Below are 26,173 nucleotides of genomic sequence, written 5' to 3' on the forward strand. Positions count from 1 at the left end.
GCGGCTACCTGCTGCGCATCGCGGGTCTGCTCGACCCGTTCCGGATGTGACAGGAAGTCGCCCCAAACCCGCTCAGTTGGGCAAATACGGCAAATGACGGCCTCCTGCACGACGTCTTCAAAACTCCCTCAAGCAAGTTCGCCGCCCACAGGCTACAGTCGGGAAACAGCGGGCAATGGGCCTTGCTGATCGAGACGAGGAGACTGCACTCATGGACGCCAAAACCATACGTTCGACCAAAGGACGCGGACGCCTGTACGACAGCATTCTTGAAACGGTCGGGGACACGCCCGTCGTGCGGATCAACAACATCGCGCCCGCAGGTGTTCGGGTCTATGTGAAGGTGGAATCCTTCAATCCGGCGGCCTCGGTCAAGGATCGTCTGGCGCTCAACATCATCGAGGCGGCGGAACGCGCGGGCACGCTCAAGCCCGGTCAGACGGTGATCGAGGCGACCAGCGGCAACACCGGCATCGGGTTGGCGATGGTCTGCGCGCAAAAGGGCTATCCGCTGGTGGTGACCATGGCCGAGAGTTTCTCGGTCGAGCGGCGGCGGTTGATGCGGATGCTGGGCGCAAAGGTCGTGCTGACCCCGCGCGCCGAAAAAGGCACCGGCATGTATCTGAAAGCGGTCGAGCTGGCCGCGCAACACGGCTGGTTTCTGGCGCATCAGTTTGAAACCTCGGCCAATGCCGACATCCACGAAGCGACCACCGCGCGCGAGGTCATCGCCGATTTTGCCGGGGACCGTCTGGACTATGTCGTTTCGGGCTATGGCACCGGTGGCACGGTGACCGGGCTTGCCCGCGTGTTGCGCAAAGAGCGGCCGGAAACGCGGATTGTCCTGACCGAGCCGTCCAATGCGCAGCTGGTCGGCAGCGGCGTGGCGCAAGAGCGCAGCGCGGACGGCGGGCCTGCCACGGGCCACCCCAGCTTCGAGCCGCATCCCATTCAGGGCTGGACGCCGGATTTCATCCCCAAGGTGCTGCAAGAGTGCCTCGACACCGGGGGCTACGATCAGCTGATCCCGGTTTCCGGTGCCGACGGCATCGCCTGGGCGAAGAAACTGGCGCAGCGGGAAGGGATCCTGACCGGGATTTCAGGCGGTGCCACCCTCGCCGTTGCCATGGGGCTGGCCGAGAAAGCCGAACCGGGGACGGTCATTCTGGCAATGCTGCCCGATACCGGCGAGCGTTACCTTACCACGCCGCTGTTCGCGGACATTCCCGAAGACATGGATGCCGAAGAATCCGCGTTGTCACTGTCAACGCCGGGGTACCAGATGGGCTGACGCCCCAACGCAACCGCGGACTGGTGCGGCGAAGGGCCCATCCAGACAGCGTTTTCGGCCAAGCGACCCTCGCCCCCGTCACTGGGGGACGAGGCCTGCGCGACCAGACGGTCTGACCTCGCCACCACCTCATGCCGCATTCTAATGCGCCAGCGGCTCAGCAGCGTCACGACAGCCGACCCGCGCCCGCGGGATGGTCGACAGGGGCGACGACGAGAGCGTCGCCGATGTGGCGGCGCGCTTGCCCGCGTTCACCGCGCGGGTTTACGACTCGGAACGACGGGACGCGGCCGTCGGCGACCGCCCCCCAACGAATTCGAAACCCTGCTCATCCGAAAAGCGGCTCAGCTCGGATACCCTCGCATGGTTCAGCCCGTGGGGTTCATCCCGATAAGGGGTCAGTATTGCAAGCCGAATGACAGCAAGGGCCGAGAGCGCGAAAGGTCGAAGACTTGCACGCACCTGAGATGTCTCGGTCGTCTCTCTTCTTGCGTCTTCATGCTCGACCGGGTGCGGTCATTCCCGATCGCGCTCAGGCGTTGGCACCTGCGGCAATCGCGGCGCGCGTCAGTCGCCCGTCTCCGTCGCCCCGTCGCCGATCTGCGCGAGGCGGTAGGCCATTTGCGGCCGCGTAAGGCCAAGAAGGCGCGCGGCCGCCGCGATGTTGCCGCCGGCGTCGGTCAGGGCACCGCGAAGAAGCATCGCGTTGAAGCTGTCGAGGGTGATCTTGCCAGCGCGGAACTCCTCGGCAACACGGCTCCACGGATCGGTTCCGGCAACGGTTGCGGCCATGGGCGAGGCAACGGCTTCCGCCGCCGCCAGGTCCTCTCCCCGGATGATCCCGGGTGTCGCCGCCAACAGCGCTGCACGCCGGATCAGGGTCCGCAGCTGCGGGATGTTGCCCGGCAAGTCGATCTGCGCCAGCCGGGCCAGCGCGTCGTCGCTCAACACCTGGCTTACGGCGCCCTCGGCCGAGGCCATGGCTGGCAGCAACCCGCGTGCGATTGCCGGAATATCGGCGCGGCGCTCTGCGAGCGCGGGCATCTGAATCGGCAGCACGTTCAGGGCATGGGCCAATTCCGGCAGAAAATCGGGCAAGGAAAACAACGCCTCAGTGCTGCACCCGGCCAAGGCGACCACCTGCGGTGGCCGGCCTTTCTCGGCCGTCAGCAGATCAAGCAGCATCCACTGTCGGTCGGCCGACAACGTCTCGATGGCGGAAATCGCCAGCAGCGGCGTGGTGCTGCGCCGCAGACCGTGGGTCTGTCGCAGACTGGCCAGCCGATCGCCCAACTCGGCCGCTTGGGCATGGGTGACGGTGAAGCCGGTCTCGGCCGCGCGTTGCCGGTGGAGCCAGCGCGCCGCGGATCGCAGCCCGGCGCCCGAAGGCCCGGTGATGAGGGCCGGCGCGCCGGACCGCGCGAGGATCTCCAGCCGGTCGCGCACAGGGGCAACGATCAGCGCGTCCAGATCCTCGGGCACGGTGGGGCGCAGCACGCGGGTCGGGGCAAGCGTGGGCTCGCTTGTGTTGCCCAGCACCTCTTCCAGAAACATCCGCACAAAGGGATCGTCGCGGCCCCAGCCGTCCACGGTCTTGCCGACCACGCGGCAGGATTTGTGGCCCATGGCCGAGCAGCTGATCTCCTTGTAGATCACCAGTTTGCGGAAGAAGACGCTGGCATAGCCCGCGGCATAGCCCGTCTGCATCCAGCAGACAGGCTTCGTCGCCCGCCCGTGCGAGCGGTGATAGGCGGATGCCTCGACCGATTCGTGCCAGAGAAAATCGCCGGAAAAACGGTCGTTGGCGAAGTCGAAATCGTTGGAGAGGGTTTCGACCTTCACCGTCCCGGTGACCATGTGCAGCCGCGTGCCAGCCGTGAAGGCATCGCCGGGGTCCAGGGTGGGCCAGGACTTGCGGATGAACTCCGCGTCTTCGCGCCCGGCGCGGAAGCCCAGCCGCAACATCAGCACCATCGCCTCATGCTCGGAATAGCGGCGGATCAGCTGGTCGCGGATGTCCGCGCCGAGGCTTGCACGGGTCAGCAGCATCCGCTCGCCATTGAGCAGAATCGTGCCCTTGGCCGGGCTGAATTCCAGCAGGTCGAGCAGGTCGCGCAGCGTCGGACGCCCACCACGGGTCAGCAGATCATTCTGGGCGCTATCGGTCTTCATGGGGTCACTTCATCATATCATTAACCATCTGTCATCAAATGATGACGCGGCACCGCAGAAAGCCGGGGACTGGAGCGGGCTTCTGCACAGCCTCGGCCCCCTTCCCGGATTAAATTCTGCCTTTCTGGCAAGCCTTTGCGCGCAGTGATGCTCAAACCGCAAGCGGCGGCGCGTTTTTTCCGTTTGACCGATTCCGAGGGCGACCTGTCGGATAAAGGCATCCCATCGGCAAGGTCAGAGGAGGACCAGATGCCCAAACCCGAATTCATCACCGCCCTGCCACCCGAACCGCATGAGGCGATGATTCGCCGCTTCGGCAAGGAAGGCGCCTTCATCCCCGGCGACGACGCGAACAACCCCTGGGTGCCTTTCGGCGATCAGGCGGCGATCAAACATCTTGCATTCGACGTGCGCACCAACACGGCCGCAAACATCCTGTGGGTGAAGGGTGGCGGGCGGATCGGCACCCACAAGCATCGCGGCGTCGTCTCGGCGGTCACGTTGGAGGGGTCGTGGGGCTATTACGAATACGACTGGGTCGCCCGTCCGGGTGATTTCGTCTACGAGCTGCCGGGCACGGCCCACACGCTCTATTCCGATGACCCGAACGGCATGAAGGCGCTGTTCTGGCTCAACGGGGCGATCGAGTTCTTCGACGACAACGGCAAGTACGATTTCACCGCCGACGTCTTCTGGTTCATCGACCATTACGTCAGTTACTGCGAGGCCAATGGCATCGCGATCAACAAGGACATGTTCATCTGAGCCCGGCTCGGATGGATACGGGGAGGAGAACGCGCATGTCCCTGGAGACGATGTTCGACGTGGCGGGCAAGTCGGTGATCGTGACCGGTGGTGCCTCGGGGATCGGACGGGCCTATGCCGAAATCATGGTCGAGAGCGGCGCGCGGGTCTGCGTGCTGGATCTCGATCAGGCGGGGCTGGACCGCACCGTGGCCGAAATCGCCGCGCAGGACTGGCCCGGCACCGTCTGGGCACGCAGGCTGGATGTCAGCGACCGCAAGGCCCTGGCCGAGGCCTTCGATGCGGTGGCGGACAAACACGGCCGCATCGACGTTGTCTTTGCCAATGCGGGCGTCGACGCCGGTCCCGGCTTCCTGACGCCCGAGGGCGCGCGCGACCCCCATGGCCAGATCGACGCCATGCCCGAGGATCACTGGGACCGCGTGATCGCGGTGAACCTGACGGCGGTGTTCCAGACCATCCGCCACGCGGCACGGCACATGAAGGCCACGGGCGGCGGGCGGATCATCGTCACCTCGTCCGTCGCGGCACGGGTGAACGAGAGCTTCGTCGGCACCCCCTACATGCCTGCCAAGGCCGGGGTCGATCACCTCGTGCGGAACGCGGCGATGGAACTGGGCGCCTTCGGGATTCTGGTGAACTGCATCTCGCCGGGGCCTTTTGCGACCAACATCGGCGGTGGACGGCTCAAGAACCCCGCCGATCGCGCGGCGTTCGAGGCGCAATCGCTGCTCGGGCGGATCGCGGATCCGGACGAGATCAAGGGCCTTGCGCTGTATCTCGCCTCGCCGGCCTCGGCCTATGTGACCGGGGCGCAGATGACGATCGACGGGGGATCCTCGCTCAGGGGGTGATCCCGACTGCACCGCGCGGGGACCGAGGAGGCGCCGCGCCAACCACAGATCAGCTTTTTCCCAGGGAGGAAATGGAATGAGCAAGTCGAAGATCTGGACGCCGTCGCGGCGGACCGTGTTGCAGGGGATGGGGGCCAGCGTTGCGGCCCTGTCGGCCCCATCCATCGTTCGCGCCCAGAGCGCGGGCACCATCAAGGTCGGTTTCATCACCCCGGCCACCGGACCGCTGGCGCTGTTCGGCGAGACCGACGGCTTCACCGTGGACCGCATCCGCGAGGCGCTCGGCGGGCGCATCGAGACGGCGGCGGGCACCTACGATCTGGAGATCCTGGTGCGTGACGGCCAGTCCGACCCGAACCGCGCCGCCGAAGTCGCGGCGAACCTGATCCTGAACGACGAGGTGCACATGCTGCTGCCCGCGTCGACCACCGACATCATCAACCCGGCGGCGGATCAGGCGGAACTCTATGGCGTGCCCTGCCTTTCGACCGCGGCGCCGTGGCAGGCCATCGTCTTTCCGCGCGGCGGCGGCGAACAGCCCTTCGAGTGGACCTACCACTTCTTCTGGGGTCTCGACGAGGCGCTCAACACCTTCGTGGGCCTCTGGAACAGCCTGGAGACAAACCGCAATGTCGGCATGCTGTTCCCGCAGAACGCCGATGGCGAGACCTGGGGCAACACCGATTACGGCCTGCCCTCGCCCACGCAAGCAGCCGGGTTCCAGACCAACATGCCGGGCTTCTTCCAGCCGCGCACCAATGACTTCTCGGCGATCATCTCGTCCTTCAAGAATTTCGAGGCGGATATCGTTGGCGGCATCACCTATGTGGACGACCTGACCACCTTTGTGAACCAATGTGCGCAACAGGGCTTCCATCCGAAGGCGATCACCGTCGCCGCGGCGCTGCTCTTCCCCTCGGGGATCGAGGCGCTGGGGGATCTGGGCGAGGGCATGTCGTCCGAGGTTTGGTGGACGCCCGCCTTCCCGTTCCAGTCGTCGATCACCGGCCAGACCAGCCGCGCCGTCGCCGATGCCTGGGAGACCGAGACCGGTCGTCAATGGACGCAGCCCTTGGGCTACAGCCACGCGATCTGGGAAGTCGCCATCGACGCGTTGAAGCGCTCGACCAACCCGCTGGACCGCGCGGCGAACCGCGACGCCCTGCGCGCTACGTCGATGCAGACGCTCATCGGGCCGGTCGATTTCGGTTCCGGGCCGCATCCGAACGTGTCCACCACGCCGATCTTCGGCGGTCAGTGGGTGCGCGGCGAGCGCTGGCCTTTCGAGCTGAAGATCGTGGACAACACCGTCAATCCCCTGTTCGAACCGGAACAGGCGATGGTTCCGCTGCCCTGGTCGGTCTGAGGTCATAGAACGATGGAACGAAACGGAGACAGCGCGCCCCTTCTGGTGGCGCGCGGGCTGGGCAAGTCCTTTGGGGCGGTCCGGGTTTTGCATGATCTCGATTTCGAGGTCCGGCAGGGCGAGGTGCTGGGCATTCTGGGCCCCAACGGGGCAGGCAAGACCACGCTGTTCAACCTCGTCAGTGGCGACATCCGTGATCATGCCGGAGAGATCCGTTTCCGGGGCCGGCCTCTGGCCGGCCCCCGTTCCGCCGTGCGCGGGCCGGGATCGGGCGTACCTATCAGATCCCGCTTCCCTATGCCGGCATGACCACCTTTGAAAACCTGCTCGTCGCCGCGACCTTCGGCGGCGGCATGACCGAAGCGCAGGCCTATGACCATTGCGCGCACATCCTCGAGGAGTGCGAGTTGTCGCCGCGCGCCAATACCGAGGCAGGCTCGCTCACGCTTCTGGATCGCAAGCGGCTGGAACTGGCGCGGGCGCTGGCCTCGAAGCCGGACCTGCTGCTGCTGGATGAAATCGCGGGCGGGCTCACCGATGACGAGGGCAAGGCGCTCGTCGCCCTCATCCGCCGCATCCGTGACGGCGGCACCACGATTGTCTGGATCGAGCACGTCCTGCACGCGCTCTTCGCCGTGGCCGACCGGCTGATGGTGCTCAACTTCGGCGAGAAGATCGCCGAAGGTCTGCCCGCCGCCGTGATCGAGGACCCGGACGTGAAGCGTGTCTACATGGGAGTCGAGGCATGACCCCCCTTCTGTCCACCCACGGCCTGATCGCAGGGTACGGCGACATGCGCGCGCTGCACGGCATCGACCTGACCGTGAACCCCGGCGAGACCGTGGCGCTGATCGGCGCGAACGGGGCCGGAAAATCCACCCTGCTGCGCGCGATCATGGGCCTTCTGCCCGTCGCGCCCGAAATGATCCGCCTCGATGGCAAGCCGGTCGGCGGCCGGGCTCCGCATCACATGGTGCGCGAGGGGCTGGCCATCGTGCCCGAGGGCCGTCGCCTCTTCACCGGGATGAGCGTCGAAGAGAATCTGCGCGTTGCCAGCGAACATGCCGCACAGCCCGTGGCCGAGCCCTGGACACTGGAGCGGGTCTTTGCCCTGTTCCCGATCCTGCAGGAAAAAGCCCGCACGCAGGTCGAGAACCTGTCGGGCGGACAGCAGCAGATGGTCTCCATCGGGCGCGGGCTTCTGGCCCAACCGCGCATCCTTCTGTGCGACGAGATCAGTCTTGGCCTTGCGCCCAAGGTGGTGCGCGAGATCTATGCCGCCCTGCCGGAAATCACCGCGAACGGCACGGCGCTGATCCTGGTCGAACAGGATGTCGGCCTCGCGCAGCGCGCGTCGCATCGTCTCTATTGTCTGCTGGAAGGGCGCGTGACCCTGCACGGCACCTCTGGCGAGATCAGCCGTGACGCGATCTCGGCCGCCTATTTCGGAGCCAGCCATGCACTGGATTGACGGTATCGTCCAAGGCGTCCTTCTGGGCGGCCTTTATGCGCAATACGCCCTCGGCATGGCGCTGATGTTCGGCGTGATGAAGATCGTCAACGTGACCCACGGCGATCTGGTCGTGTTGCTGGCGCTGATCGGCATCTCGCTGGCCAATTTCGCCGGGCTGGGGCCCTGGGCGGTGCTGGCGACGCTGGTGCCCATTGGCGCGGCGCTCGGCTGGCTGCTGCAGCGTGCGCTGCTGAACCGCGTGGTCGGCAATGACCCGCTGCCGTCGCTGATCGCCACGTTCGGGCTGTCCATCGCCCTGCAAAACGCGATGCTGGTGATCTGGTCGGCTGACACGCGGTCGCTGTCGGGCGGCGGGATCCAGCAAGCTTCGATCTCGCTGGGGCCGATCTTCATCGGCGTGCTGCCGCTGATCGTGCTGATCTGCGCCACGCTGCTGACCGGGGGCCTCGATCTGACCATGCGCCGCACCCGCTTCGGCCGGTCGCTGCGCGCAGCGTCTGCGGATGTCGAGGCGGCGGCGATGGTGGGCGTGAACCCCCGCAACGTCTATGCCGCCGCGACCGCGATTGCCGTGGGCATCCTGGGTTTCGCCGCGACGTTCCAGGCAATGCGGTCGACCGTGGCACCTGCGGACGGGCCGTTCCAGCTGATCTATGCCTTCGAGGCGGTGATCATCGGCGGTCTGGGCTCGATCTGGGGCGCTTTCGCCGGGGCGATGATCCTCGGTATCAGCCAGGCCATCGGCTTTCGCATCTCTCCGGGCTTCGGCATCCTTGCCGGGCACCTCGTTTTCCTGGCCGTGCTGGCGATCCGCCCGCAAGGCATCTTCCAGCGCAAATCCTGAGGGGGCCCCCATGTCCAAGTATCGTGTCGCGCGCATGACCCTCTCGGGACGGGTTGCGCTGGTCCTGTTCACCGCCGCGCTTGTGGGGATCTGCGCCATGCCGTGGTGGGCCTCGCAAGGTCTGATCCGCGATGTCGTGACGCTTGCCTGCTATATCGCCGTGGCGCAGATGTGGAACATGCTGGCGGGCTACGGCGGGGTCGTTTCGGTCGGGCAGCAGGCCTTCGTCGGCGTCGCGGCTTACGCGATGTTCGTCCTGGCCCAGACCTTTGGCGTGAACCCGTTCCTCGCCGTGTTCCTCAGCCTGATCGCCCCGGCGATTCTGGCCGTGCCGATCTATGGCCTGCTGCACCGGCTGGAGGGGGCCTATTTCGCCATCGGCACCTGGGTCGTGGCCGAGGCGCTGCGCCTTGTCGCCACCAACATGCCGATGCTGAACGGCGGGGCGGGCATGAGCCTGCGGGTCATGACCCAGTTTTCGGCGCATGAGCGTGCCGTCGCCTCGTCCCTGCTGGCGGCGTCGCTGTTGCTGGTCACGCTTGGCGGCAGCTATCTGTTGCTCCGATCGCGCTATGGCATTGCGCTGACGGCGATGCGCGACAACCCCGTCGCGGCGGCCAGCCAGGGCGTCGATGTGGGGCGGCTGCGGCTGTTGATCTTCATCGCCACGGCCGTCGGCACGGGCTTCGCGGGCGCGGTCTATTTCATGGCACAACTGCGTATCACCCCGCCGTCTGCCTTCGATGCAAGTTGGGCAAACCTTGCGATCTTCATCGTCATGGTCGGCGGCATCGGCAGCCTCGAAGGCGTGATCATCGGTGCGGTGATCTATTTCTTCGCGGACCGCTGGTTCGGCGAATACGGCGCCAGCTACCTGATCGTGCTGGGCCTGTTGACCCTCGTCTGCGCTCTGTACTTCCGGGGCGGGATCTGGGGCCTGTGGTCGAAATGGGTCGAGGCGCCGTGGTTCCCCACAAGACGGCGGCTGATCCGGCTGGACGGAGACAAGGCATGAAGGCGCTGGTGTTCGACGCCTTCGGGCAACCGTTGCGCAAGGCTGAGGTGGCAGACCCCACCTGCGGCGCGGATGAGGTGGTGCTGAAGATCTGCCGCTGCGGCATCTGCGGCAGCGACCTGCACATGACCGAGGATCAGACCTTCGGTCTGCAGGGCGGCGAGGTCATCGGCCATGAATTCGCGGGCGAAGTGCTGGAGGTCGGGCGCGAGGTCACGACGCTGAAACCCGGCGATCTGGTCGCCGCCGCGCCGATCCGCGGCTGTGGCGCGTGCCCCGCCTGCCGCGCGGGCCAGCCTGCGTGGTGCGAAACGGGCATGACCCTGATCGGCGGCGGCTACGGTGAGTTTACGGCGCTGGCACATCATCAGCTGCGCCGGATGCCCGTCGATGTCTCGCTGGCTGATGGGGCGCTGGCCGAGCCGCTGGCGGTGGCCCTGCACGGGGTGATGCGCTCGGGCATGAAGCCCGGCGACCGGGTGCTGGTGGTGGGGGCCGGGGCCATCGGCCTCGCTGTGGTCTATTGGGCGCGCAGGCTTGGGGCCCAGACGGTCGTCGCGGCCGACCTGCACCGCCATCAGGAAGACCGCGCAAGCAGCCTCGGCGCCACGGCCTTCGTGCAATCGGGGCCGGACATGGCGCAGCGCGTGGCCGGGGCCTGCGGGGCTGCGCCGGACATCGTGTTCGAATGCGTGGGCAAGGTCGGGCTGATCGACCATTGCATCGACCTCGTGCGCCCGCGCGGGACGGTCTGCGTATTGGGGCTCTGCACCGGAACCGACCGGCTGGACAGCTTCCGCGCGATCTCGAAAGAGGTGACGGTCATCATGTCGGTGTTCTTCGACATGCACGAATTCCGCACCTCGATCGATGCGCTGGACAAGGGCCGCTTTGCGCCGCAGCATCTGGTGTCTGATGTGGTCGGCCTCGACACGGCACCGGGCGCCTTCGAGGCGCTGCGGCAGCGGACGACCCAGTGCAAGGTGCTGATCGACCCCTTCGGGTGACATCTCCGAGGATTGGCCCGAGGATTTGCGGAGACGATCAACGGGCTGTTCAAGGCCTGAGTTATCCACCACCGGGTCCAAGGTGTCGCTTCGCGACCGTTGACGATGCCAGACTCGGATGGATCGTCGGGTTCGACAACCGCCGCCTGTTCGAGCCTGTCAAAAACATCGCGAAGGCCCGAGCCGAGGCGACCTTCTACGGTGCTTTCGGCTACGGTGCTCGCGGCGCTGAATTCAGGGCCGCATAACCATCCGGAATCAGCCTCTGGCAAGCGCGTCACGGGTCAGAACGTCAGCCCCGTGCAGGCCGATGCCGGAAACCCACCGGGCTTTTCCGGGCGCCGACCAACCGGTTTTCCCGGCTGGAGGCACAAAACTCTGGATGGGTTTAACCTAAAAAATATTGCGATAACATGTGCTTACAGAATTGCATCGCAAACATCAAAATTGTATGCAATTTTCCTTTACAGAATGCAAAATGCTGGTTTAGCGTATCGGGACAGGAGAAATCATGCCTCATACACTGCGCCACAAGATCGCTGACCTTGTTATCAAAGGAGAGCTGAAGCCGGGCGACCGGCTGGACGAACTTTCACTTGCCGACCGCTTCGGCGTGTCCCGGACCCCGGTACGCGAGGCCATCAGGCAACTTGGCGCCTCGGGCCTGATCGAGATCCGGCCCCGCCGTTCTGCTGTCGTGCGGAGCTTTGACCGGGCCGAGTTGAGCGAAGCCTTCGAAGCGATGGGAGAGATCGAAGCCCTGTGCGCGTCTCTGGCCGCCGTGCGCATGAACGAAGCCGAGCGGCTGAAGCTGCGTGCACTCATGGCCGCGTCGCAGGATGTCAGCTTGCGCAATGACAGGTCCGCCGCGCTTGAGATGGATTTCGAATTCCATGGCCATCTGCATGACGGCGCGCGCAACCGGATGCTCAAGACGGTGGCCGAGGAAACGCGGCTCCGGATCACGCCCTACAGCGCCGCGCTTTTCATGATGGAAGACTACAACGCCGATCTTAAATTCCCGCACCTGCAACACGCAGCGATCGCCGACGCTGTTCTGGCCGGAAATGGCAAGGAAGCCGCGCGGCTGATGCGCGAACACATCGCGCAGGCGCTTATCTCGCTCCAGCAATTCTTTGAAGACACGCAGTCGCGGTCAGACGCTCCCAAAGTGAAAGGCGAAGTCAGGTGACACATTCGTATAAAGGACCCGGACGCGCGCCGATGTATGCCACCGAGGCGATGTGCGCCACGTCGCATCCCGCGGCGGCCCGCGTTGCCCTCGACATTCTGGGCCAAGGCGGAAACGCCGTCGATGCCGCGGTCGCCGGTGCCGTCGTGCTGGGGTATTGTGAACCCGCGATGGCCGGGCTGGGCGGCGATGTCTTCGCGCTGATCCACGACGCAAAGACCGGGGAAAGCCGGGGACTGAACGGATCGGGGCGCGCCCCTGCCGCGCTTCATGCTGCCGATCTGCGGGCCCGGGGCATGACGGCGGTGGGTCTCGACTCGATCCATGCCGTAACCGTGCCCGGCGCCGTCGATGCCTTCGACCGGCTGATCGCGCAAGAGGGGCGGCTCGATCTGGCGACGGTGCTTGCGCCGGCGATCCGCGTGGCCGAGCGCGGCGTGCCGGTCCATCGCCGCACTGCCATCGACGGGACGACGTTTGCGGGCCGGCTGCAGGGCGCAGGGCGGCAGCACTTCCTGCGTGACGGGCAGAGCTATCGCGAGGGCGACCTCTTCACCGCCCCCGGACAGGCAGAGGCGCTACGCCTGATTGCCCGCGACGGCGCGCGCGCTTTCTACGAAGGCCCGGTGATGGAAGATATCCTTGCCACGCTCAGGGCAGAGGGCGGCCTGCATACGGCCGAGGATTTCGCAAAGACCGAGGCCACCCCGGTCACGCCGATCCGGCGCGCGTACCGCGGCCATGACCTTGTCGAACTTCCGCCGAACGGTCAGGGAGCGACCGCGCTTTTGCTGTCCGGGCTTCTGGAGCGGTTCGATATCGCCCGTCTCGATCCGAAGGGCGCCGAGCGCGTCCATATCGAAGCCGAAGCGACGCGGCTGGCCTATGGCGCGCGCAACCGTTTCATCGGCGATCCGGGAGAGGGAGCGCTGAACCTCGACGGGATGCTTTCCGAAGCGGCCATCGACGAAATGGCGGGTCAGATCGATCTGACCCGCGCGGGACAGCCCCTTTCGCCACGCCCCGAGGCGCTTCACAAGGATACCGTCTATATCACCGTGGTCGACGGCGAGGGCCTGTGCGTTTCGCTGATCTACTCGCTCTTCTGGCCTTACGGATCGGGGTTCGCGTCCGAGAGGTTCGGCATTCCGCTGCAAAATCGCGGTGCCGGGTTCACCTTGCAGGAAGGCCATGTGAATGAGCTGATCGGCGGCAAGCGCCCGCTGCACACCCTGTTGCCCGGTTTGCTTGAGGTTCCGGGCCAGTATGCAATGCCGTTCGGCGTGATGGGCGGCGCCTATCAGGCGACGGGACACGCCCATTTCGTTTCGAACCTCGTCGATTTCGGAATGGATGTTCAGGCGGCGATCGACGCGCCGCGCAGCTTCCTCGACATCACGTCGGGCAAGCTGGAGATCGAAAGCACCTTCGACGAAGCGGTCGCGGCCAGACTTGCCGAGATGGGGCACACAGTGACGCGTGCAGCCATCGGCATGGGCGGGGCGCAGGCGATCCGCCGGGACGCCGCGACCGGGCTTCTGACCGGCGGCAGCGATCCGCGCAAAGACGGCCTGGCTCTGGGGATCTGAAATGACCACGCAGCCCCCCAGAACCCGTATGAAAATCAGTTTTTCCGGGACGCTGCGCGGGGTTGCTGCCCTTGCTGTCGTCTCTCTGCTGATGGTGCAGATCGTGATCGTCGCCCTGCGCTATGTCTTCTCGCTGGGGGCGCCATGGGCGACGGATCTGCTTGCCTATCTGTTCTTCCTCATCGTGTCGCTGCCGATGGCCGGGGTCATCCTGAACAATGAGAGCGTCAGGGTCGACGTGTTCAGCGATCGGTTCTCGCCGCGCACCCGCCGCGCCATCGACCGGATCGCGTTGCTGGGCCTTCTGTTCCCGGCGGCAGGCTGGGCCGCATGGACCTCGGTGCCGATGGTGCGGACATCGTGGCGGGTTCTCGAGAGTTCGCCCACCCTCGGAGGCCTGCCGGGCTTTTTCATCCTCAAGACAGTGACGGCGCTGGTGTTCGCCACGCTCGCTCTGGTCGCGCTGATCGTGGGCCTGCGTCCCAGTCTCTACGGAAAGGAAGACGACAGATGAGCGCTGTGCTTCTGGCTCTTCTCGGTGTTCTGCTGCTGGGTGGCATCCTGTCCGGCGCGCCCGTCGGCTTCGTCCTGCTGGGTGTCCCGACGCTGGTGGCGTTTCTGGGGGCATCGCTCGGCGTCTTCGACCTTGCCTTTCTCTCGGCCTTCCCGTCGCGGGCCTTTGGCATTCTGACCAACGACGTCTTCCTGTCGGTGCCACTTTTCGTGCTGATGGGCGGGCTGCTGGAGCGTTCCAGCATCGCCAAACGGATGATGCTGACGGCCGGGGCGCTGTTTGGCAACCGACGGGGTGGCATGGCCTATGCGGTCGTGATCGTCGGGGCCTTGCTCGCCGCCTCGACCGGGGTGATCGGCGCGACCATCTTCATGCTGGGTCTGATCGCGATGCCCGCCATGTTGCAGGCGGGGTATTCCAAGTCGCTGGCCTCGGGCGTCATCTGCGCCTCGGGGTCGCTGGGTCAGATCATCCCTCCATCGATCCTGCTGATCCTGCTGACCGACCAGATTTCTTCGGCGTATCAGGCCGGGCGGCGATCGGCCGGGGAATGGGCGGTCGAGCCGGTCTCGGTCGGTGACCTGTTCGCGGGCGCCTTCATTCCGGGCCTGATGCTGGTCGGGCTTTACCTTGTCTACATCTTCGTCACCTCGCTGCACCGCCCCGAAAGCTGCCCGCCGGTGATCCAGCGCGACGAACAGGGAAACAGAACCCGGCCCGGTCTGGGCGAAGTGACCTATTCGCTGGTTCTGCCGCTGCTTCTGATCCTGATCGTTCTCGGGTCCATCCTTGGAGGGATTGCCACCGCAACCGAGAGCGCGGCGCTTGGGGCCGCGGGAGCACTTGTCATGACGGCGATGGACCGCGACGGGGTGCCCCGCTGGCGGTGGGCGCTCATGGCCACCGTCCTGCCCGCCGCGTTCGCCTTGGTGCTGGTCAAGGTTCTGGGCGGTGCACAGGCCTCTCCGCTGGTCGCCGGGATCGGCACCGTGGCGCTGGTGACGCTGAGCATCGGCACACTTGCCGCGCTGGTGCAGGAAATTCATCGCGGCGGCATGTGGGACGTGACGCTGAGCACCGCGAGCATGGTGTCCATGCTGACCTTGATCGTGCTGGGGGCGACCATGCTGTCGCTGGTCTTTCGGGGCTTGCATGGCGAAGCCATCGTCGAGGAGTTTCTCCACGGGCTTCCGGGCGGCAGCATCACGGCGGTGCTGGTCGTCATGGCCATCATCTTCGTGCTCGGCTTCATCATCGAATATGTCGAGATCATCTTCATCGTCGTGCCGATCGCCGGTCCGCCGCTGATGGCCGCCGGGGTCGACCCGGTGTGGTTCGCCATCCTCGTAAGCCTGAATCTGCAAATCAGCTTCCTCACGCCGCCCTTCGGCTACGCGCTCTTTTACTTCCGGCGCGTCGCGCCTCCGGCCGTGCAAACCATCGACATCTACAAGGGGATCGTGCCGTTCATCTTCTTGCAGATGGTCGCGCTGACCATTGTCTTCCTGGTCCCTGACCTCGCGACGTGGCTGCCGAACGTGATCTACCATTGAACGGCGCAGACAACAGGGAACAAAAGAAAATGAAAAGAAGAACATTCCTCTCCAGCGCAGCTGTCGCTCCGGCGGCTCTGGCGGCCCCCACGATTGCGCGTGCGCAGGCGCAACATAACTGGAAACTGGTGACTTCAGTGCCGCGTGGCCTGCCCGGTCCGGGTGTCTCGGCCCAACGCTGGGCCGACCGCATCACGCAGATTTCCGAAGGAGCGATCAACGTTCAGGTGTTCGGCGCAGGAGAGCTCGTCGCGCCCTTCGCCACGCAGGAGGCCGTCGAAAGCGGCACGGCCGAGGTCTATCACGGCTCAGGGACGTGGTTCTCGGGCCGAGACATCGCGCATGCCTTCTTCACCGCCGCACCGTTCGGCCTGACCTATGACGAGATGCACGCCTGGATGTATTTCGGCGGCGGTCAGGAGCTTCTGGACGAATTCACCAACGACCGGGGCCTGAAGATCTTCATCGGCGGCGGCTCGGGTGTTCAGACCGCCGGCTGGTTCAAGCGGGAAATCACCTCGCTCGCCGACCTTCAGGGGCTGAACTTCCGCGCCGCCGGGCTCTACGGCGAAGTGCTGCGCAAACTGGGGGTGAACCCGACCTCGATCCCGCCCGGTGACATCTTTGCAGCCCTTCAGGCGGGTACGCTGGACGGGGCCGAATGGGTGGGGCCGTCCAACGACCTCGCCTTCGGCCTGCAGAACGTCGCAGGCTACATGTATGCACCGACGCCCGTCGAAGTTTATGGCGGCATCGAGTTCGGGATCGGCATGGAGGTCTGGGAGGCACTGACCGACAGTCAGCGGCTCATGGTCGAAACGATCACCGAGGCGGAAGCCAACAAATCTTACGCCGACACGTTCCATGCGAATCTCGCCGCCTTCGAGAGGCTGCGCTCGAATCCCGACCTGACCATTGGTGAGTTCCCCGACGATGTCTGGAACGGGATCGAAACGGCCTGCGCCGAAGTCATCGAAGAGGTGAAAGAGACCAGCGCGTTCCACCGCCGCTTCGTCGATGCCTACTACGACTATGTGCGGCAAGCGACCGGCTACAAGCAATTCTACGATACCGGGTTCATGGTGCGTCGTCAGAACTTCTTCATGTGACACCAAGGGCGGACCCGTCGTCGGGCGGGTCCGCGCCAGATCGAAAGACACCCCTTCATGACCATGGATCCCGTGCTGCTTGTTCAGCTGGTGTTGTTGCTGCTGGTTATCGGCGCGTTTGCCGGCGTGCTGGCGGGCCTTCTCGGCGTCGGCGGCGGTATCGTGCTCGTACCCGCCTTCTATTACGGCTTCACGCTTCTGGGCTTTGGCAGCGACGAACTGATGCAGATCTGTATCGCGACATCGCTTGCCACGATCGTCGTCACCTCGGGCAGGTCGCTTCACGCCCATAACAAACGCGGTGCCGTCGACTGGGCCATTCTGAAGAGCTGGGCGCCCGGCATCCTGATCGGGTCAGCCATCGCGGTGTTTGTGGCGGCGCAGTTGCGCTCCACCACGTTGCAGGGAATCTTCGGCGTGCTGGCGCTGATCGTCGGCCTGTACATGGCGTTCGGACGCGAAAGATGGCGGCTCGCCCCCGAGATGCCCGGCGGTTTCGTGCGGGCCGCGTGCTCGCCGCTGATCGGCTTCCTGTCGGTGCTCATGGGGATCGGCGGCGGATCGTTCGGCGTCCCGTTCATGACGCTGCACGGGGTCGCCATTCACCGCGCGGTGGCAACGGCTGCGGGCTTCGGCCTGTTGATCGCGGTGCCGTCCGTGATCGGCTTTGCCTTCCTTCCCATTGCCATACACCCGCCCCTGACACTGGGGGCCATCAATATTCCAACCTTTCTGGTCGTGGTGTCGATGACGCTTCTGACCGCGCCTCTTGGCGCGCGCCTGGCACATGCGACGCAACCTGTTCTGCTGAAACGCCTATTCGGTGTGTTCCTGATTCTGGTTGCGCTCAACATGCTGCGCCGCGCGCTTGGGCTCTGACGTGGATGAGACAGCCATGACCACCGATATCCCCGCCTATTCCGGCCCCGACCTCTGCGCCCTGAGCGCGGTGGCGGTGGTCGACCTGCTGCGCCGCGGTGACGTGTCGCCCGAGGAACTCATCGCCGCGTCAGAGACGCGCCACGCCCAGACAGACCCCGCCGTCAACGCGATGCCGACCACCTGTTTCGACCGTGCCCGCAAGGCTGCCCGGTCGCTGCCAGCACCCTCCGAGACGCGCGGCGCGCTCTATGGTTTGCCCGTGGGCATCAAGGACCTGACCGCGGTCGAGGGGGTGCGCACCACCTGGGGCACGGCAGCGCTTGCAGAGTACGTGCCCGAGGCGTCAGACCCTCTGGTCGAGCGAGATCGAACGACGCGGGGGTCTTGTCATCGGCAAGACGAACACCCCGGAATTCGGCGCCGGTGCCAACACCTTCAACGCCATCTTCGGCGCGACCCGCAACCCGCATGACACGCGGCTCAATCCGGCGGGATCGTCGGGCGGGGCGGCAGCCGGGCTGGCGGTGGGCCAGACCTGGCTGAGCCATGGATCCGATCACGGGGGCAGCCTGCGCACACCGGCCGCGTATTGCGGTGTCGTCGGCCTGCGCCCCAGCCCCGGCCTGGTGGCGGGCGGCCCCGCGCAGGCGGGCTACATCACCGAGGGTGTACAGGGGCCGATGGCCCGGTCGGTCACGGACCTTGCCCTGTTTCTCGACACGATGACCGGGTTCGACCCGCGCTACCCGCTGTCATACCCGGCCGATCCCGCGCCCTACCGGGACGCCGTCACCCGCGCCGAGCCTGCCGGCCTGCGCATCGGGTATCTGCCCGACCTGTCCGGCGAAAGCGCCGTCGACCTCGAGATGCGGGATCATATCGACACGGCGATGACCCGCATGGCAGCAGCGGGGGCGGCGGTCGATACCGTGACCCCGGACCTGTCGGGCATGCGCCGCGCCTATTATGTGCAGCGCGGCCTGTTGTGGGCGACGCTCATGCGCGACATCGACCCTGCGGTCCGGGCAAAGTTCAAACCGACGCTTGAGGGCAACCTGCGCGACGGGCTGGCACTGACCATGGACGACATCATCGAGTCGCAGCTGATCCGGTCGCGGCTTTACGACACGATGCAGGCGGTCTTTGACCATGTCGACGTACTGGCCTGCCCGGTGGTGGGGACGATGCCGCACCCGGTCGAGGAGGAATGGGTGCGGCGGATCGACGGGAAAGAGCTGACGTTCTACATGGATTGGCTGGATTGCGGGTTCCTTGCCACCGCGCTCGGACTGCCCGCCCTGTCGGTGCCGGTGGGGCGCAATGCGGCGGGGATTCCGGTGGGACTGCAACTGATCGGCAAGCCGCGCGGCGAGCGGGACCTGCTTGCCGCAGCGCGCAGTGTCGAACTGGTTTTCGGCGGCCCCCTGCCGGTGATCGACCCGGTTGTCCGCCACAGTTAAGCGGGCCTTTTCTCAGGCGAGAAAGATGCCCGCTACCCGCCTGCGTCCTGTGGCGGGCGACGGGTCCTGCACGGCACCCACCGGCGCTCTGGACGTGGCCGTCCCTCCGGCCGGTGCAACAAACAAACCAGTGATACCGCGAGAGGGCGATCTTTTGGGTCATTGCCACGGTTGGTTTCGGCTTTGGCGCCGAGGTGTCGGCATCAGCGAGTGGCAACTGCGCAGTCGGCAGAATGCCCAGAAGGACTGCCGCACCAGTCTAGTCACTGACCTGACCAGCAGGCCTAAAGAACCTGATCAGGCGGCCTTTTCTGTCGGTCATCGGTTGGAGTTTGAAGGTCATCGCGCCCTTGGTGCGACCGATCAGAGGGGTCGTCGGCTCCACCGTTTCGGCGGCCCGCCCCGCGATTATTCGGGCGAACAACCGCGCTGACTTCTTCCTGCAGCGGGGACCACTGCCCTTGCAGATGCGCGTGATTTTTCTGGTTCATGGTGCAGGTATAAAGCCTGACAGCGGTCACGGGCATGGATTGCATCGACTGATCCAGACCGAAAGGTCCTGTATCTGCAGTCATATCTCCGCAGAAACAGGCATCGACCATCGACGTTTTTTACCACCGGGAAATGCGGCGCTGTCATCGTGCACGACTCAGCACTGAAGCCGGCACGCGCCGCACCTCTCGGGCGCGTCGATCTGCACGGCGGGGCCGCTGAAAACTCCAATAAAATAACGGCTTTTCAGCTGAATGCACTTAATGATGGTTTATAACTCAACAAATATCTGGCCACGTTTCCCGCCGCGCGCTAGCCTGAGTCAATCGCACATGGGAGGATAGCCAAGATGCCAACACTCGTCGTGAACGGGACCAGCATGGATTTCGATGCCGAGCCCGATACCCCCCTGCTGTGGGTCCTGCGTGAGCAGCTGGGCCTGACCGGCACCAAATACGGCTGCGGCGTCGCTGCCTGCGGCGCCTGCACCGTCCATATCGACGGAATCGCCACCCGGTCTTGCCAGATGCAGATCCAGGACATCCGACCGGGCGAGGAGATCACCACAATCGAGGGCCTGTCGCCCGACCGCTCGCACCCGATCCAGCAGGCCTGGGCCGAACTGGACGTGCCGCAATGCGGCTATTGCCAGTCGGGTCAGATCATGGCCGCCGCAGCCTTTCTGCACGATTTCCCCGAACCCACGGACGAGGACATCAAGGAGAACATGACCAATCTGTGCCGCTGCGGGACTTACAACCGGATCAAGGCGGGCATCAAGCGCGCCGCCGAACTCAGCTGAGGGGGGACACCATGACACATCGCTTCACCTTGTCCCGCCGGTCGTTTCTGGCCGGGACCGCCGCTGCTGGCGGCATGTCGCTGGGCTTTTCGCTGCCCGCGCTGGCGCAGGACGCCCCAACCGGGGATATCCCCGAGATGAACGCCTGGGTTGTCATCAACCCTGACAATACCGTCGTCGTCCGCATCGCCAAGATCGAGATGGGCCAGGGCACGCTGACCGGCCTTGCCCAGTTGGTGGCCGAAGAACTGGAATGCGACTGGGACAACGTCACCTGGAGCTATCCGACTCCGGGCGAGAACGTCGCGCGCAGCCGGGTCTGGGGCTCGTTCGGCACCTTCGGCAGTCAGGGCATCCGCACCTCGCACCAGATGGTGCGCGAAGGCGGTGCCGCGGCGCGCATGATGCTGGTGCAGGCCGCCGCGAACCGCTGGGGCGTCGATGCCGGCACGCTGAGCGTGTCCAAGGGCGTGATCACCGGGCCGGGCGGCGAGACGCTGACCTATGGCGATGTCGCCTCGGACGCGGCCAGTCTTGAAGTGCCGACCGAGGTGACGCTGAAGGATCCCGCCGATTGGACCATCGCGGGCGCGCGGGTGCTGCGGCTGGATACCACGGGCAAGCTTGACGGCAGCCAGAAATATGCCATCGACCTGAAGATCGACGGCATGATGCTGGCGGCGATCAAGCAAACGCCGGTCATGGGCGGCAAGATTGCCAGCATCGACGCCGACGCCGTGATGGGCATGCCCGGCGTGCAGCGCGTTGTGCAGATCAGCGACGAGGCGGTTGTCGTCGTCGCTGATACCTGGTGGCGCGCGAAGACCGCGCTGGAAGCGTTGCCGATCGAATGGGAACTGGGCGAGAACGCCAGCTTCGGCATGGCCGATCTTGAAGCCATGCTGGATGAGGGGCTCAGCGCCACCGAGGCTTTTGTCGGCAACCAGTCCGGCGATGTCGCCGCCGCGTTCGAGAGTGCTGCCCAGGTGATCGAGGCCGATTATCACTATCCCTGGCAGCATCACGCGACCATGGAGCCGATGAACGCCATGGCGCTTGTCACCGACGACAGTTGCGAGGTCTGGGTGCCCACGCAGAACGCCGAGACGGATCTGGCGGTGGCGGCGGAAACCACCGGGCTGGAAATCCCGCAATGCGAGATCCACCGCATCAATCTGGGGGGCGGTTTCGGGCGCCGGGCCTCGTCGGCGGATTACACCGTCGCCGCGCTCAAGGTGGCGATGGAGATGAAGGGCACGCCGGTCAAGGTGATCTGGAGCCGTGAGGAAGACAGCACGCATGGCACCTATCACCCCACCACCAAGGCCCGGATGCGCGGTGCGCTGGATGCCGATGGCAACCTGACCGCGTTGCACATGCGGATCTCGGGGCAGTCCATCTTCGCCGGGCTGATGCCCTTTGCCCTGCAGAACGGCATGGACCCGCTGACCTTCCAGGGTCTGCAGGCCGATGGCACCGAAGGGCAGTTCGGGTATACCGTCCCCAACCTTCTGGTCGATCACGCGATGCGCAACCCGCCGGTCCGTCCGGGTTTCTGGCGCGGGGTGAACAACAACCAGAACGCGTTCTATCTGGAAAGCTTCATGGACGAGCTGGCGGATGCAGCGGGTAAGGATCCGCTGGAATTCCGCCGGGGCCTGATGCAGAACCATCCCAAGCACCTTGCCGTGCTCAACAAGGTGGCCGAGGGCATCGGCTGGGACACGCCCGCGCCTGAAGGCCGGTTCCGGGGCCTGTGCCAGCATATGGGCTATGGTTCCTATGTGGCGGCGGCGGCGGAGGTGTCCGTCGATGACCGTGGCGCGCTGACGATCCACAAGATCGTTGCCGCCACCGATTGCGGCCATGTCGTCAACCCGCAGCAGGTGGAAGCGCAGATCGAAGGCTCGTTCGCCTATGGTCTCAGCGCCGGGCTTCTCAGCCAGGTGACGATGGAGGAGGGCCGGGTTCAGGAAGAGAACTTCGACACCTATCCCATCGTATCCATGTGGGAGATGCCCGCGGTCGAAAGCCACCTGATCCCCTCGGGCGGATTCTGGGGCGGGGTGGGCGAGCCGACGATCTTCGTCGCCACGCCCGCCGTGATGAACGCGGTCTACCGTGCCACCGGGCAGCGCATCCGCGAGCTGCCGCTCAGCAAGCACGACCTGACGCCGCAGTAACGGCGCCCTGCGGGTGGCCCCGTTGTGGGCCACCCGTCCGAGTTCCCTCGGAAAAAAGGACTTCATGATGCGCAGTTTGCTGGTTCTTTTGCTGGTTCTCTTGCCGGGCCTTGCCGCAGGCGGGGCGCAGGCGCAGGTGCCTCCGCCGGGTGCCACGATGTGTTCGGGCTGCCATGGCGAAGGCAGCATTCTGCCGCTGGACGACTGGACAGCGGCTCAGATCGTCGCCGCGATGGCTGGCTTCAAGGACGGCAGCCGCCCCGCCACGCTGATGCCCCGTCTCGCCGCCGGTTTCTCGGATCAGGACATCGCGGCCATTGCCGACTGGATCGCTGCAGGGGGGATGAGCCATGACACTCGATAGACGCCAGGTGATCGTCGCTGCCGGTGGCGCGGTGGCCGCACTGGCCCTGCCCCGCCGCCTGTCCGCGCAGAACCGGGGCCGCGTCGTCGTGGTCGGCGGCGGGTTTGGCGGTGCCACGGCGGCGCGCGCGCTGGCGCGGCTGGGGCATGAGGTGACGCTGGTGGAACGCGACGCCACCTACGTGACCTGTCCGTTCTCGAATGCCGTGCTCGGCGGGTTCATGGAACTGGAGTCGCTGAGCTTTCCGCTGGCGGGCGCCACGCTGGACGGCATGCGCCTGATCGAGGACAGCGCCGTGGACGTTGACCCTGACGCCCGGACGCTGACACTGGCGGGCGGCGCGGTGCTGCACTGGGACCGGCTGGTGCTCTCGCCCGGTGTCGAGTTCCTCTATGACGCGCTGCCCGGCTATGACGAGGCCGCGACCGAGCGCATGCCGCATGCGTGGAAAGCCGGGCCGCAGACCGCGCTGCTGCGCGCGCAGCTTGAGGCGATGGCGGATGGCGGGCTGGTGGTCATCGCGCCGCCCGCCAACCCGTTCCGCTGCCCGCCCGGCCCGTACGAACGCGCCAGCCTGATCGCGCACTACCTGGCACAGGCCAAGCCCGCGTCGAAGATCCTGATCCTGGACGCCAAGGAGACATTCTCCAAGCAGCCCCTGTTCGAAGAGGCCTGGGCGCGGCTCTACCCCGGCATGATCGAGTTCCGTCCGCCGTCGATGGGCGGGCGGGTGATCGGCGTCGATCCTGCGGCGATGACCTTGCAGACCGAATTCGGCACTGTCGCCGCTGCCGTCGCCAATGTGATCCCGCCCCAGCGCGCCGGGGCCATCGCGCAGGTGGCCGGGGTCAGGGATGAGACCGGCTGGTGCCCGGTGTCCGGCGTGACCTTCGAATCCGATCTGGTGCCCGGCATTCATGTGATCGGCGACGCCTGCGCGCCGGGGGCCATGCCCAAATCGGCGTTTTCGGCGAATGCGCAGGCCAAGGTGCTGGCGCAGGCGCTGGATGCGCTGTTCCGGGGCGAGGAGCCGCAAAGCCCGCGCCTGATCAACACCTGCTACAGCCTCGCCGCGCCGGATTTCGGCTTTTCCGTCGCCGGGGTCTATGCCGAGGCCGAGGGCAAGCTGACCGAGCTTGCGGATGCAGGCGGGCTGTCGGCTCTGGAGGCACCGGCGCAAGACCGCGCGCAGGAGGCGGATTATGCGAGGTCGTGGTATGCGGCAACGGTGCGCGAAGCCTTTGGCGGCTGAGAAGCGGCGGCGGGGTAAGGTGGGGTTGAACCCCACCCTACGGGCCGCGCTGGCCGCGCTGGCGCTTTCGGGCACGGCGGCCGGGGCCGACGGGCTGGCCACGCCCCTGACCGGCACGCCCGGCGATCCGGCGCGCGGCGCGCAGATCGTCACCGATCCGCAGCACGGGCTGTGCACGCTGTGCCATGCCGGGCCCTTCCCGCAGGTCGCCTTCACCGGCACGCTGGGGCCGGACCTGACCGGCGTAGGCGCGCGGCGCACACTGCCGGACTTGCGCCAGCAGATCGTCGACAGCCGCCGGGCCAATCCCGACACGATCATGCCACCCTATCATGCGACCGAGGGCCTGACGCGGGTGGGCGAACGCTGGCAGGGCACTACCTTGCTGACAGCGCAAGAGGTCGAAGACGTCGTTGCCTATCTTGCCACACTGACCGGAGACGCGCCATGACCCTGACCCGCCGCACCACGCTTGCCACGCTGTTGGGGGGGCCGCTGGTGCTGCGGTTCGGCCCTGCGCGGGCGACGCCGGAAACGATGCAAACCGCGATCGACGGGTTCACCGGCGGCGCCGAGATCACCGAAGGGCGGGTGACCTTGCGCATCCCGCTGCTGGTCGAGAACGGCAATTCTGTCCCGCTCACCGTTTCCGTCGACAGCCCGATGACGCCGGAAGATCATGTCGAACAGATCGCCATTTTCAACGAGATCAACCCCTTGCCCGACACGGCGCGCTTTCACCTTACCCCGCGGTCGGGCCTTGCCATGGTCGAAACGCGCATTCGTCTGAACGGCAGCCAGACGGTGCACGCCGTCGCCCGCCTGAGCGACGGCAGTTTCTGGTCCGCCGCGACCGAGGTGATCGTCACCGCCCCAGCCTGCCGCGAGGTCTGAGCATGTCCGTCCTGATCAACGTCCCCGAAACCGCCGCCCCCGGCGAGATCGTGACGATCCGCATCCTGATCCAGCACCCGATGGAGACGGGCTTCCGCACCGGGCGCGACGGCGCGCTGGTGCCGCGCGACATCATCGAAAGCGTCGCCTGCCTGTATCAGGGCGAAGAAGTCTTTCGCGCCGATCTGTTCCCGGCGATCACCGCCAATCCGATCCTCAGCTTTCATCTGCGCGCCGGGGAAACCGGGCGGGTCGAATTTGTCTGGACCGATAATTCCGGCGTCACCGCGCGCGATGGCCGGTTGCTGACCGTCGCATGATCCGCGCCGCCGTCCTTGCCGGCATCGTGCTTGCCCTGCCCGCCGGGGCACAGGACCGCCGCACGGGCTATGACGACATGAGCCCGGCCCTGCAGGCAATGCAGGACGACCCGCTGAATCCGGCGGCGTTCTGGCTGATCGACGGCGAGCGTCTGTGGTCCGAACCGGCGGGCACCCGTGGCCAAAGCTGCGCCGATTGCCACGATGCCGCCGACGACAGCATGGCGGGGGTCGCCGCGCGCTATCCGGCCTGGGACGAGGGGCAGGCAGCGCCGGTGGATCTGAGCGGCCGCATCGCCCTGTGCCGCGACCGCCATCAGGGGGCCGGGCCACAGGATCGCGCCGATCCCGACATTCTGGCGCTCTTGGCCTATGTCACCCACCAGTCGCGCGGCATGCCGCTGACACCCGATCCCGACCCCCGGCTCGACCCAGCCCGCGCGCGCGGCGAGACGCTGTTCACCACGCGCTTGGGCCAGTTGAACCTGTCCTGCGCGCAATGCCATGACGACAATTCCGGCGGCCATCTGGCCGCCGCGCTGATCCCGCAGGGGCATCCGACCGGCTATCCGCAATACCGGCTGGAATGGGAGACGCTGGGCACGCTGGAACGCCGAATCCGGGGATGCCTGACCGGGGTCAGGGCGGAACCCTTCGCGCCCGGATCGGCGGATTTCATCGCGCTGGCCCTCTATCTGCAAAGCCGCGCCGCTGGCCTTCAGGTCGAAACGCTGCCGATCCGGCCGTAACGGCGGACCCACCTAAACCGCAGCAAAGGG

At 65.9% G+C, this 26,173-nt stretch carries 27 protein-coding genes and 1 pseudogene; 26 read left to right on the forward strand and 2 right to left on the reverse strand.

The features are described from left to right. The first annotated feature begins 211 nt into the window (after nt 1-211). Nucleotides 212-1,291: a PLP-dependent cysteine synthase family protein gene (locus OKW52_RS20580; protein WP_264507367.1), complete on the forward strand. Its 1,080-nt coding sequence runs from the start codon at nt 212-214 to the stop codon at nt 1,289-1,291. Between the two features lie 567 nt (nt 1,292-1,858). Here the strand turns inward: OKW52_RS20580 and OKW52_RS20585 are convergent. Continuing rightward, nucleotides 1,859-3,463: a XylR N-terminal domain-containing protein gene (locus tag OKW52_RS20585; protein ID WP_264507368.1), complete on the reverse strand. Its 1,605-nt coding sequence runs from the start codon at nt 3,461-3,463 to the stop codon at nt 1,859-1,861. A gap of 249 nt (nt 3,464-3,712) precedes the next feature. Here OKW52_RS20585 and OKW52_RS20590 point away from each other — a divergent pair, with 249 nt between their 5' ends. The 17 genes from OKW52_RS20590 to OKW52_RS20670 all read left to right on the forward strand — a co-directional run bounded on the left by OKW52_RS20590 (nt 3,713) and on the right by OKW52_RS20670 (nt 19,087). Continuing rightward, on the forward strand, nt 3,713-4,228 hold the full coding sequence (locus OKW52_RS20590; protein ID WP_107751125.1) for a 2,4'-dihydroxyacetophenone dioxygenase family protein: 516 nt from the start codon (nt 3,713-3,715) through the stop codon (nt 4,226-4,228). A gap of 35 nt (nt 4,229-4,263) precedes the next feature. Beyond that, the gene (locus tag OKW52_RS20595) at nt 4,264-5,082 is read left to right on the forward strand and encodes an SDR family NAD(P)-dependent oxidoreductase (protein ID WP_264507369.1); all 819 of its coding nucleotides are present in this window, start codon (nt 4,264-4,266) and stop codon (nt 5,080-5,082) included. A gap of 76 nt (nt 5,083-5,158) precedes the next feature. Next, entirely contained in the window at nt 5,159-6,448 is a 1,290-nt protein-coding gene (locus tag OKW52_RS20600; RefSeq protein WP_264507370.1) for an ABC transporter substrate-binding protein, read from the forward strand. A gap of 12 nt (nt 6,449-6,460) precedes the next feature. Beyond that, nucleotides 6,461-6,757 carry an ATP-binding cassette domain-containing protein gene (locus OKW52_RS20605; RefSeq protein WP_264507371.1) on the forward strand — a complete coding sequence of 99 codons (297 nt, stop codon included), beginning with the start codon at nt 6,461-6,463 and terminating at the stop codon, nt 6,755-6,757. Next, entirely contained in the window at nt 6,754-7,197 is a 444-nt protein-coding gene (locus tag OKW52_RS20610) for an ABC transporter ATP-binding protein C-terminal domain-containing protein (RefSeq protein WP_264507372.1), read from the forward strand. The genes OKW52_RS20605 and OKW52_RS20610 overlap by 4 nt, the downstream gene beginning before the upstream one ends. Then, nucleotides 7,194-7,919, forward strand: coding sequence for an ABC transporter ATP-binding protein (locus OKW52_RS20615; protein ID WP_264507373.1), 726 nt, complete (start codon nt 7,194-7,196; stop codon nt 7,917-7,919). Before OKW52_RS20610 ends, OKW52_RS20615 begins: the two co-directional genes overlap by 4 nt. Continuing rightward, a complete protein-coding gene (locus OKW52_RS20620) occupies nt 7,906-8,766 on the forward strand; it encodes a branched-chain amino acid ABC transporter permease (RefSeq protein WP_127105399.1) in 861 nt (286 codons plus the stop codon). Before OKW52_RS20615 ends, OKW52_RS20620 begins: the two co-directional genes overlap by 14 nt. Before the next feature lie 10 nt (nt 8,767-8,776). Next, a complete protein-coding gene (locus OKW52_RS20625; protein ID WP_264507374.1) occupies nt 8,777-9,781 on the forward strand; it encodes a branched-chain amino acid ABC transporter permease in 1,005 nt (334 codons plus the stop codon). Then, entirely contained in the window at nt 9,778-10,788 is a 1,011-nt protein-coding gene (locus OKW52_RS20630) for a zinc-dependent alcohol dehydrogenase (protein WP_264507375.1), read from the forward strand. Before OKW52_RS20625 ends, OKW52_RS20630 begins: the two co-directional genes overlap by 4 nt. A 511-nt stretch (nt 10,789-11,299) precedes the next feature. Next, on the forward strand, nt 11,300-11,980 hold the full coding sequence (locus tag OKW52_RS20635; protein WP_264507376.1) for a GntR family transcriptional regulator: 681 nt from the start codon (nt 11,300-11,302) through the stop codon (nt 11,978-11,980). A gap of 32 nt (nt 11,981-12,012) precedes the next feature. Continuing rightward, complete coding sequence (locus tag OKW52_RS20640; protein WP_264507377.1) at nt 12,013-13,569, forward strand: gamma-glutamyltransferase family protein; 1,557 nt, start codon at nt 12,013-12,015, stop codon at nt 13,567-13,569. A gap of 28 nt (nt 13,570-13,597) precedes the next feature. Beyond that, a complete protein-coding gene (locus OKW52_RS20645; RefSeq protein WP_264507378.1) occupies nt 13,598-14,083 on the forward strand; it encodes a TRAP transporter small permease subunit in 486 nt (161 codons plus the stop codon). Beyond that, the gene (locus OKW52_RS20650; RefSeq protein ID WP_264507379.1) at nt 14,080-15,636 is read left to right on the forward strand and encodes a TRAP transporter large permease; all 1,557 of its coding nucleotides are present in this window, start codon (nt 14,080-14,082) and stop codon (nt 15,634-15,636) included. Before OKW52_RS20645 ends, OKW52_RS20650 begins: the two co-directional genes overlap by 4 nt. Nucleotides 15,637-15,665: 29 nt before the next feature. Continuing rightward, complete coding sequence (locus OKW52_RS20655; protein ID WP_264507380.1) at nt 15,666-16,745, forward strand: TRAP transporter substrate-binding protein; 1,080 nt, start codon at nt 15,666-15,668, stop codon at nt 16,743-16,745. 63 nt (nt 16,746-16,808) lie between these two features. Beyond that, nucleotides 16,809-17,624 carry a sulfite exporter TauE/SafE family protein gene (locus tag OKW52_RS20660; protein ID WP_264507381.1) on the forward strand — a complete coding sequence of 272 codons (816 nt, stop codon included), beginning with the start codon at nt 16,809-16,811 and terminating at the stop codon, nt 17,622-17,624. A 16-nt stretch (nt 17,625-17,640) separates the two neighbouring features. Beyond that, nucleotides 17,641-18,099, forward strand: coding sequence for an amidase family protein (locus OKW52_RS20665; RefSeq protein WP_264507382.1), 459 nt, complete (start codon nt 17,641-17,643; stop codon nt 18,097-18,099). Continuing rightward, the gene (locus OKW52_RS20670; protein WP_264507751.1) at nt 18,017-19,087 is read left to right on the forward strand and encodes an amidase; all 1,071 of its coding nucleotides are present in this window, start codon (nt 18,017-18,019) and stop codon (nt 19,085-19,087) included. Before OKW52_RS20665 ends, OKW52_RS20670 begins: the two co-directional genes overlap by 83 nt. A 262-nt stretch (nt 19,088-19,349) precedes the next feature. On the opposite strand, the pseudogene OKW52_RS20675 reads toward OKW52_RS20670, so the two are convergent. Then, nucleotides 19,350-19,454: pseudogene (locus OKW52_RS20675) on the reverse strand (IS5/IS1182 family transposase); the annotation flags it as partial. Between the two features lie 474 nt (nt 19,455-19,928). Between OKW52_RS20675 and OKW52_RS20680 the strand changes: the two are divergent. The 8 genes from OKW52_RS20680 to soxA all read left to right on the forward strand — a co-directional run bounded on the left by OKW52_RS20680 (nt 19,929) and on the right by soxA (nt 26,143). Beyond that, the gene (locus OKW52_RS20680) at nt 19,929-20,381 is read left to right on the forward strand and encodes a (2Fe-2S)-binding protein (protein ID WP_264507383.1); all 453 of its coding nucleotides are present in this window, start codon (nt 19,929-19,931) and stop codon (nt 20,379-20,381) included. An 11-nt stretch (nt 20,382-20,392) separates the two neighbouring features. Further along, nucleotides 20,393-22,564, forward strand: coding sequence for a xanthine dehydrogenase family protein molybdopterin-binding subunit (locus OKW52_RS20685; protein ID WP_264507384.1), 2,172 nt, complete (start codon nt 20,393-20,395; stop codon nt 22,562-22,564). 64 nt (nt 22,565-22,628) lie between these two features. After that, on the forward strand, nt 22,629-22,928 hold the full coding sequence (locus tag OKW52_RS20690) for a c-type cytochrome (protein ID WP_264507385.1): 300 nt from the start codon (nt 22,629-22,631) through the stop codon (nt 22,926-22,928). After that, nucleotides 22,915-24,180 carry an NAD(P)/FAD-dependent oxidoreductase gene (locus tag OKW52_RS20695; protein WP_264507386.1) on the forward strand — a complete coding sequence of 422 codons (1,266 nt, stop codon included), beginning with the start codon at nt 22,915-22,917 and terminating at the stop codon, nt 24,178-24,180. Before OKW52_RS20690 ends, OKW52_RS20695 begins: the two co-directional genes overlap by 14 nt. Before the next feature lie 25 nt (nt 24,181-24,205). Next, nucleotides 24,206-24,631 carry a sulfur oxidation c-type cytochrome SoxX gene (gene soxX, locus OKW52_RS20700; RefSeq protein WP_264507387.1) on the forward strand — a complete coding sequence of 142 codons (426 nt, stop codon included), beginning with the start codon at nt 24,206-24,208 and terminating at the stop codon, nt 24,629-24,631. Further along, nucleotides 24,628-25,074: a SoxY-related AACIE arm protein gene (locus tag OKW52_RS20705; RefSeq protein ID WP_264507388.1), complete on the forward strand. Its 447-nt coding sequence runs from the start codon at nt 24,628-24,630 to the stop codon at nt 25,072-25,074. Before soxX ends, OKW52_RS20705 begins: the two co-directional genes overlap by 4 nt. A gap of 2 nt (nt 25,075-25,076) precedes the next feature. Further along, nucleotides 25,077-25,394, forward strand: a complete 318-nt coding sequence (soxZ, locus tag OKW52_RS20710) for a thiosulfate oxidation carrier complex protein SoxZ (RefSeq protein ID WP_127105384.1) — start codon at nt 25,077-25,079, stop codon at nt 25,392-25,394. Continuing rightward, the gene (gene soxA, locus OKW52_RS20715; RefSeq protein WP_264507389.1) at nt 25,391-26,143 is read left to right on the forward strand and encodes a sulfur oxidation c-type cytochrome SoxA; all 753 of its coding nucleotides are present in this window, start codon (nt 25,391-25,393) and stop codon (nt 26,141-26,143) included. The genes soxZ and soxA overlap by 4 nt, the downstream gene beginning before the upstream one ends. Nucleotides 26,144-26,173 lie beyond the last annotated feature (30 nt).

Source organism: Pararhodobacter zhoushanensis (assembly GCF_025949695.1).
Lineage (GTDB): Bacteria > Pseudomonadota > Alphaproteobacteria > Rhodobacterales > Rhodobacteraceae > Pararhodobacter > Pararhodobacter zhoushanensis_A.

Bases quoted from the DNA above. Each gene is read 5' to 3' on its own strand.
- OKW52_RS20660 (WP_264507381.1), top strand. From the start codon at position 16,809: ATGGATCCCGTGCTGCTTGTTCAGCTGGTGTTGTTGCTGCTGGTTATC.
- OKW52_RS20640 (WP_264507377.1), top strand. From the start codon at position 12,013: ATGTATGCCACCGAGGCGATGTGCGCCACGTCGCATCCCGCGGCGGCC.
- OKW52_RS20635 (WP_264507376.1), top strand. From the start codon at position 11,300: ATGCCTCATACACTGCGCCACAAGATCGCTGACCTTGTTATCAAAGGA.
- OKW52_RS20585 (WP_264507368.1), bottom strand. From the start codon at position 3,463: ATGAAGACCGATAGCGCCCAGAATGATCTGCTGACCCGTGGTGGGCGT.
- OKW52_RS20695 (WP_264507386.1), top strand. From the start codon at position 22,915: ATGACACTCGATAGACGCCAGGTGATCGTCGCTGCCGGTGGCGCGGTG.
- OKW52_RS20650 (WP_264507379.1), top strand. From the start codon at position 14,080: ATGAGCGCTGTGCTTCTGGCTCTTCTCGGTGTTCTGCTGCTGGGTGGC.
- OKW52_RS20645 (WP_264507378.1), top strand. From the start codon at position 13,598: ATGAAAATCAGTTTTTCCGGGACGCTGCGCGGGGTTGCTGCCCTTGCT.
- soxA (WP_264507389.1), top strand. From the start codon at position 25,391: ATGATCCGCGCCGCCGTCCTTGCCGGCATCGTGCTTGCCCTGCCCGCC.
- OKW52_RS20620 (WP_127105399.1), top strand. From the start codon at position 7,906: ATGCACTGGATTGACGGTATCGTCCAAGGCGTCCTTCTGGGCGGCCTT.
- OKW52_RS20690 (WP_264507385.1), top strand. From the start codon at position 22,629: ATGATGCGCAGTTTGCTGGTTCTTTTGCTGGTTCTCTTGCCGGGCCTT.
- OKW52_RS20605 (WP_264507371.1), top strand. From the start codon at position 6,461: ATGGAACGAAACGGAGACAGCGCGCCCCTTCTGGTGGCGCGCGGGCTG.
- OKW52_RS20595 (WP_264507369.1), top strand. From the start codon at position 4,264: ATGTCCCTGGAGACGATGTTCGACGTGGCGGGCAAGTCGGTGATCGTG.
- OKW52_RS20615 (WP_264507373.1), top strand. From the start codon at position 7,194: ATGACCCCCCTTCTGTCCACCCACGGCCTGATCGCAGGGTACGGCGAC.
- OKW52_RS20655 (WP_264507380.1), top strand. From the start codon at position 15,666: ATGAAAAGAAGAACATTCCTCTCCAGCGCAGCTGTCGCTCCGGCGGCT.
- OKW52_RS20680 (WP_264507383.1), top strand. From the start codon at position 19,929: ATGCCAACACTCGTCGTGAACGGGACCAGCATGGATTTCGATGCCGAG.
- OKW52_RS20625 (WP_264507374.1), top strand. From the start codon at position 8,777: ATGTCCAAGTATCGTGTCGCGCGCATGACCCTCTCGGGACGGGTTGCG.
- OKW52_RS20630 (WP_264507375.1), top strand. From the start codon at position 9,778: ATGAAGGCGCTGGTGTTCGACGCCTTCGGGCAACCGTTGCGCAAGGCT.
- OKW52_RS20590 (WP_107751125.1), top strand. From the start codon at position 3,713: ATGCCCAAACCCGAATTCATCACCGCCCTGCCACCCGAACCGCATGAG.
- OKW52_RS20580 (WP_264507367.1), top strand. From the start codon at position 212: ATGGACGCCAAAACCATACGTTCGACCAAAGGACGCGGACGCCTGTAC.
- OKW52_RS20665 (WP_264507382.1), top strand. From the start codon at position 17,641: ATGACCACCGATATCCCCGCCTATTCCGGCCCCGACCTCTGCGCCCTG.
- OKW52_RS20610 (WP_264507372.1), top strand. From the start codon at position 6,754: ATGACCACCTTTGAAAACCTGCTCGTCGCCGCGACCTTCGGCGGCGGC.
- OKW52_RS20600 (WP_264507370.1), top strand. From the start codon at position 5,159: ATGAGCAAGTCGAAGATCTGGACGCCGTCGCGGCGGACCGTGTTGCAG.
- OKW52_RS20685 (WP_264507384.1), top strand. From the start codon at position 20,393: ATGACACATCGCTTCACCTTGTCCCGCCGGTCGTTTCTGGCCGGGACC.
- soxZ (WP_127105384.1), top strand. From the start codon at position 25,077: ATGTCCGTCCTGATCAACGTCCCCGAAACCGCCGCCCCCGGCGAGATC.
- OKW52_RS20705 (WP_264507388.1), top strand. From the start codon at position 24,628: ATGACCCTGACCCGCCGCACCACGCTTGCCACGCTGTTGGGGGGGCCG.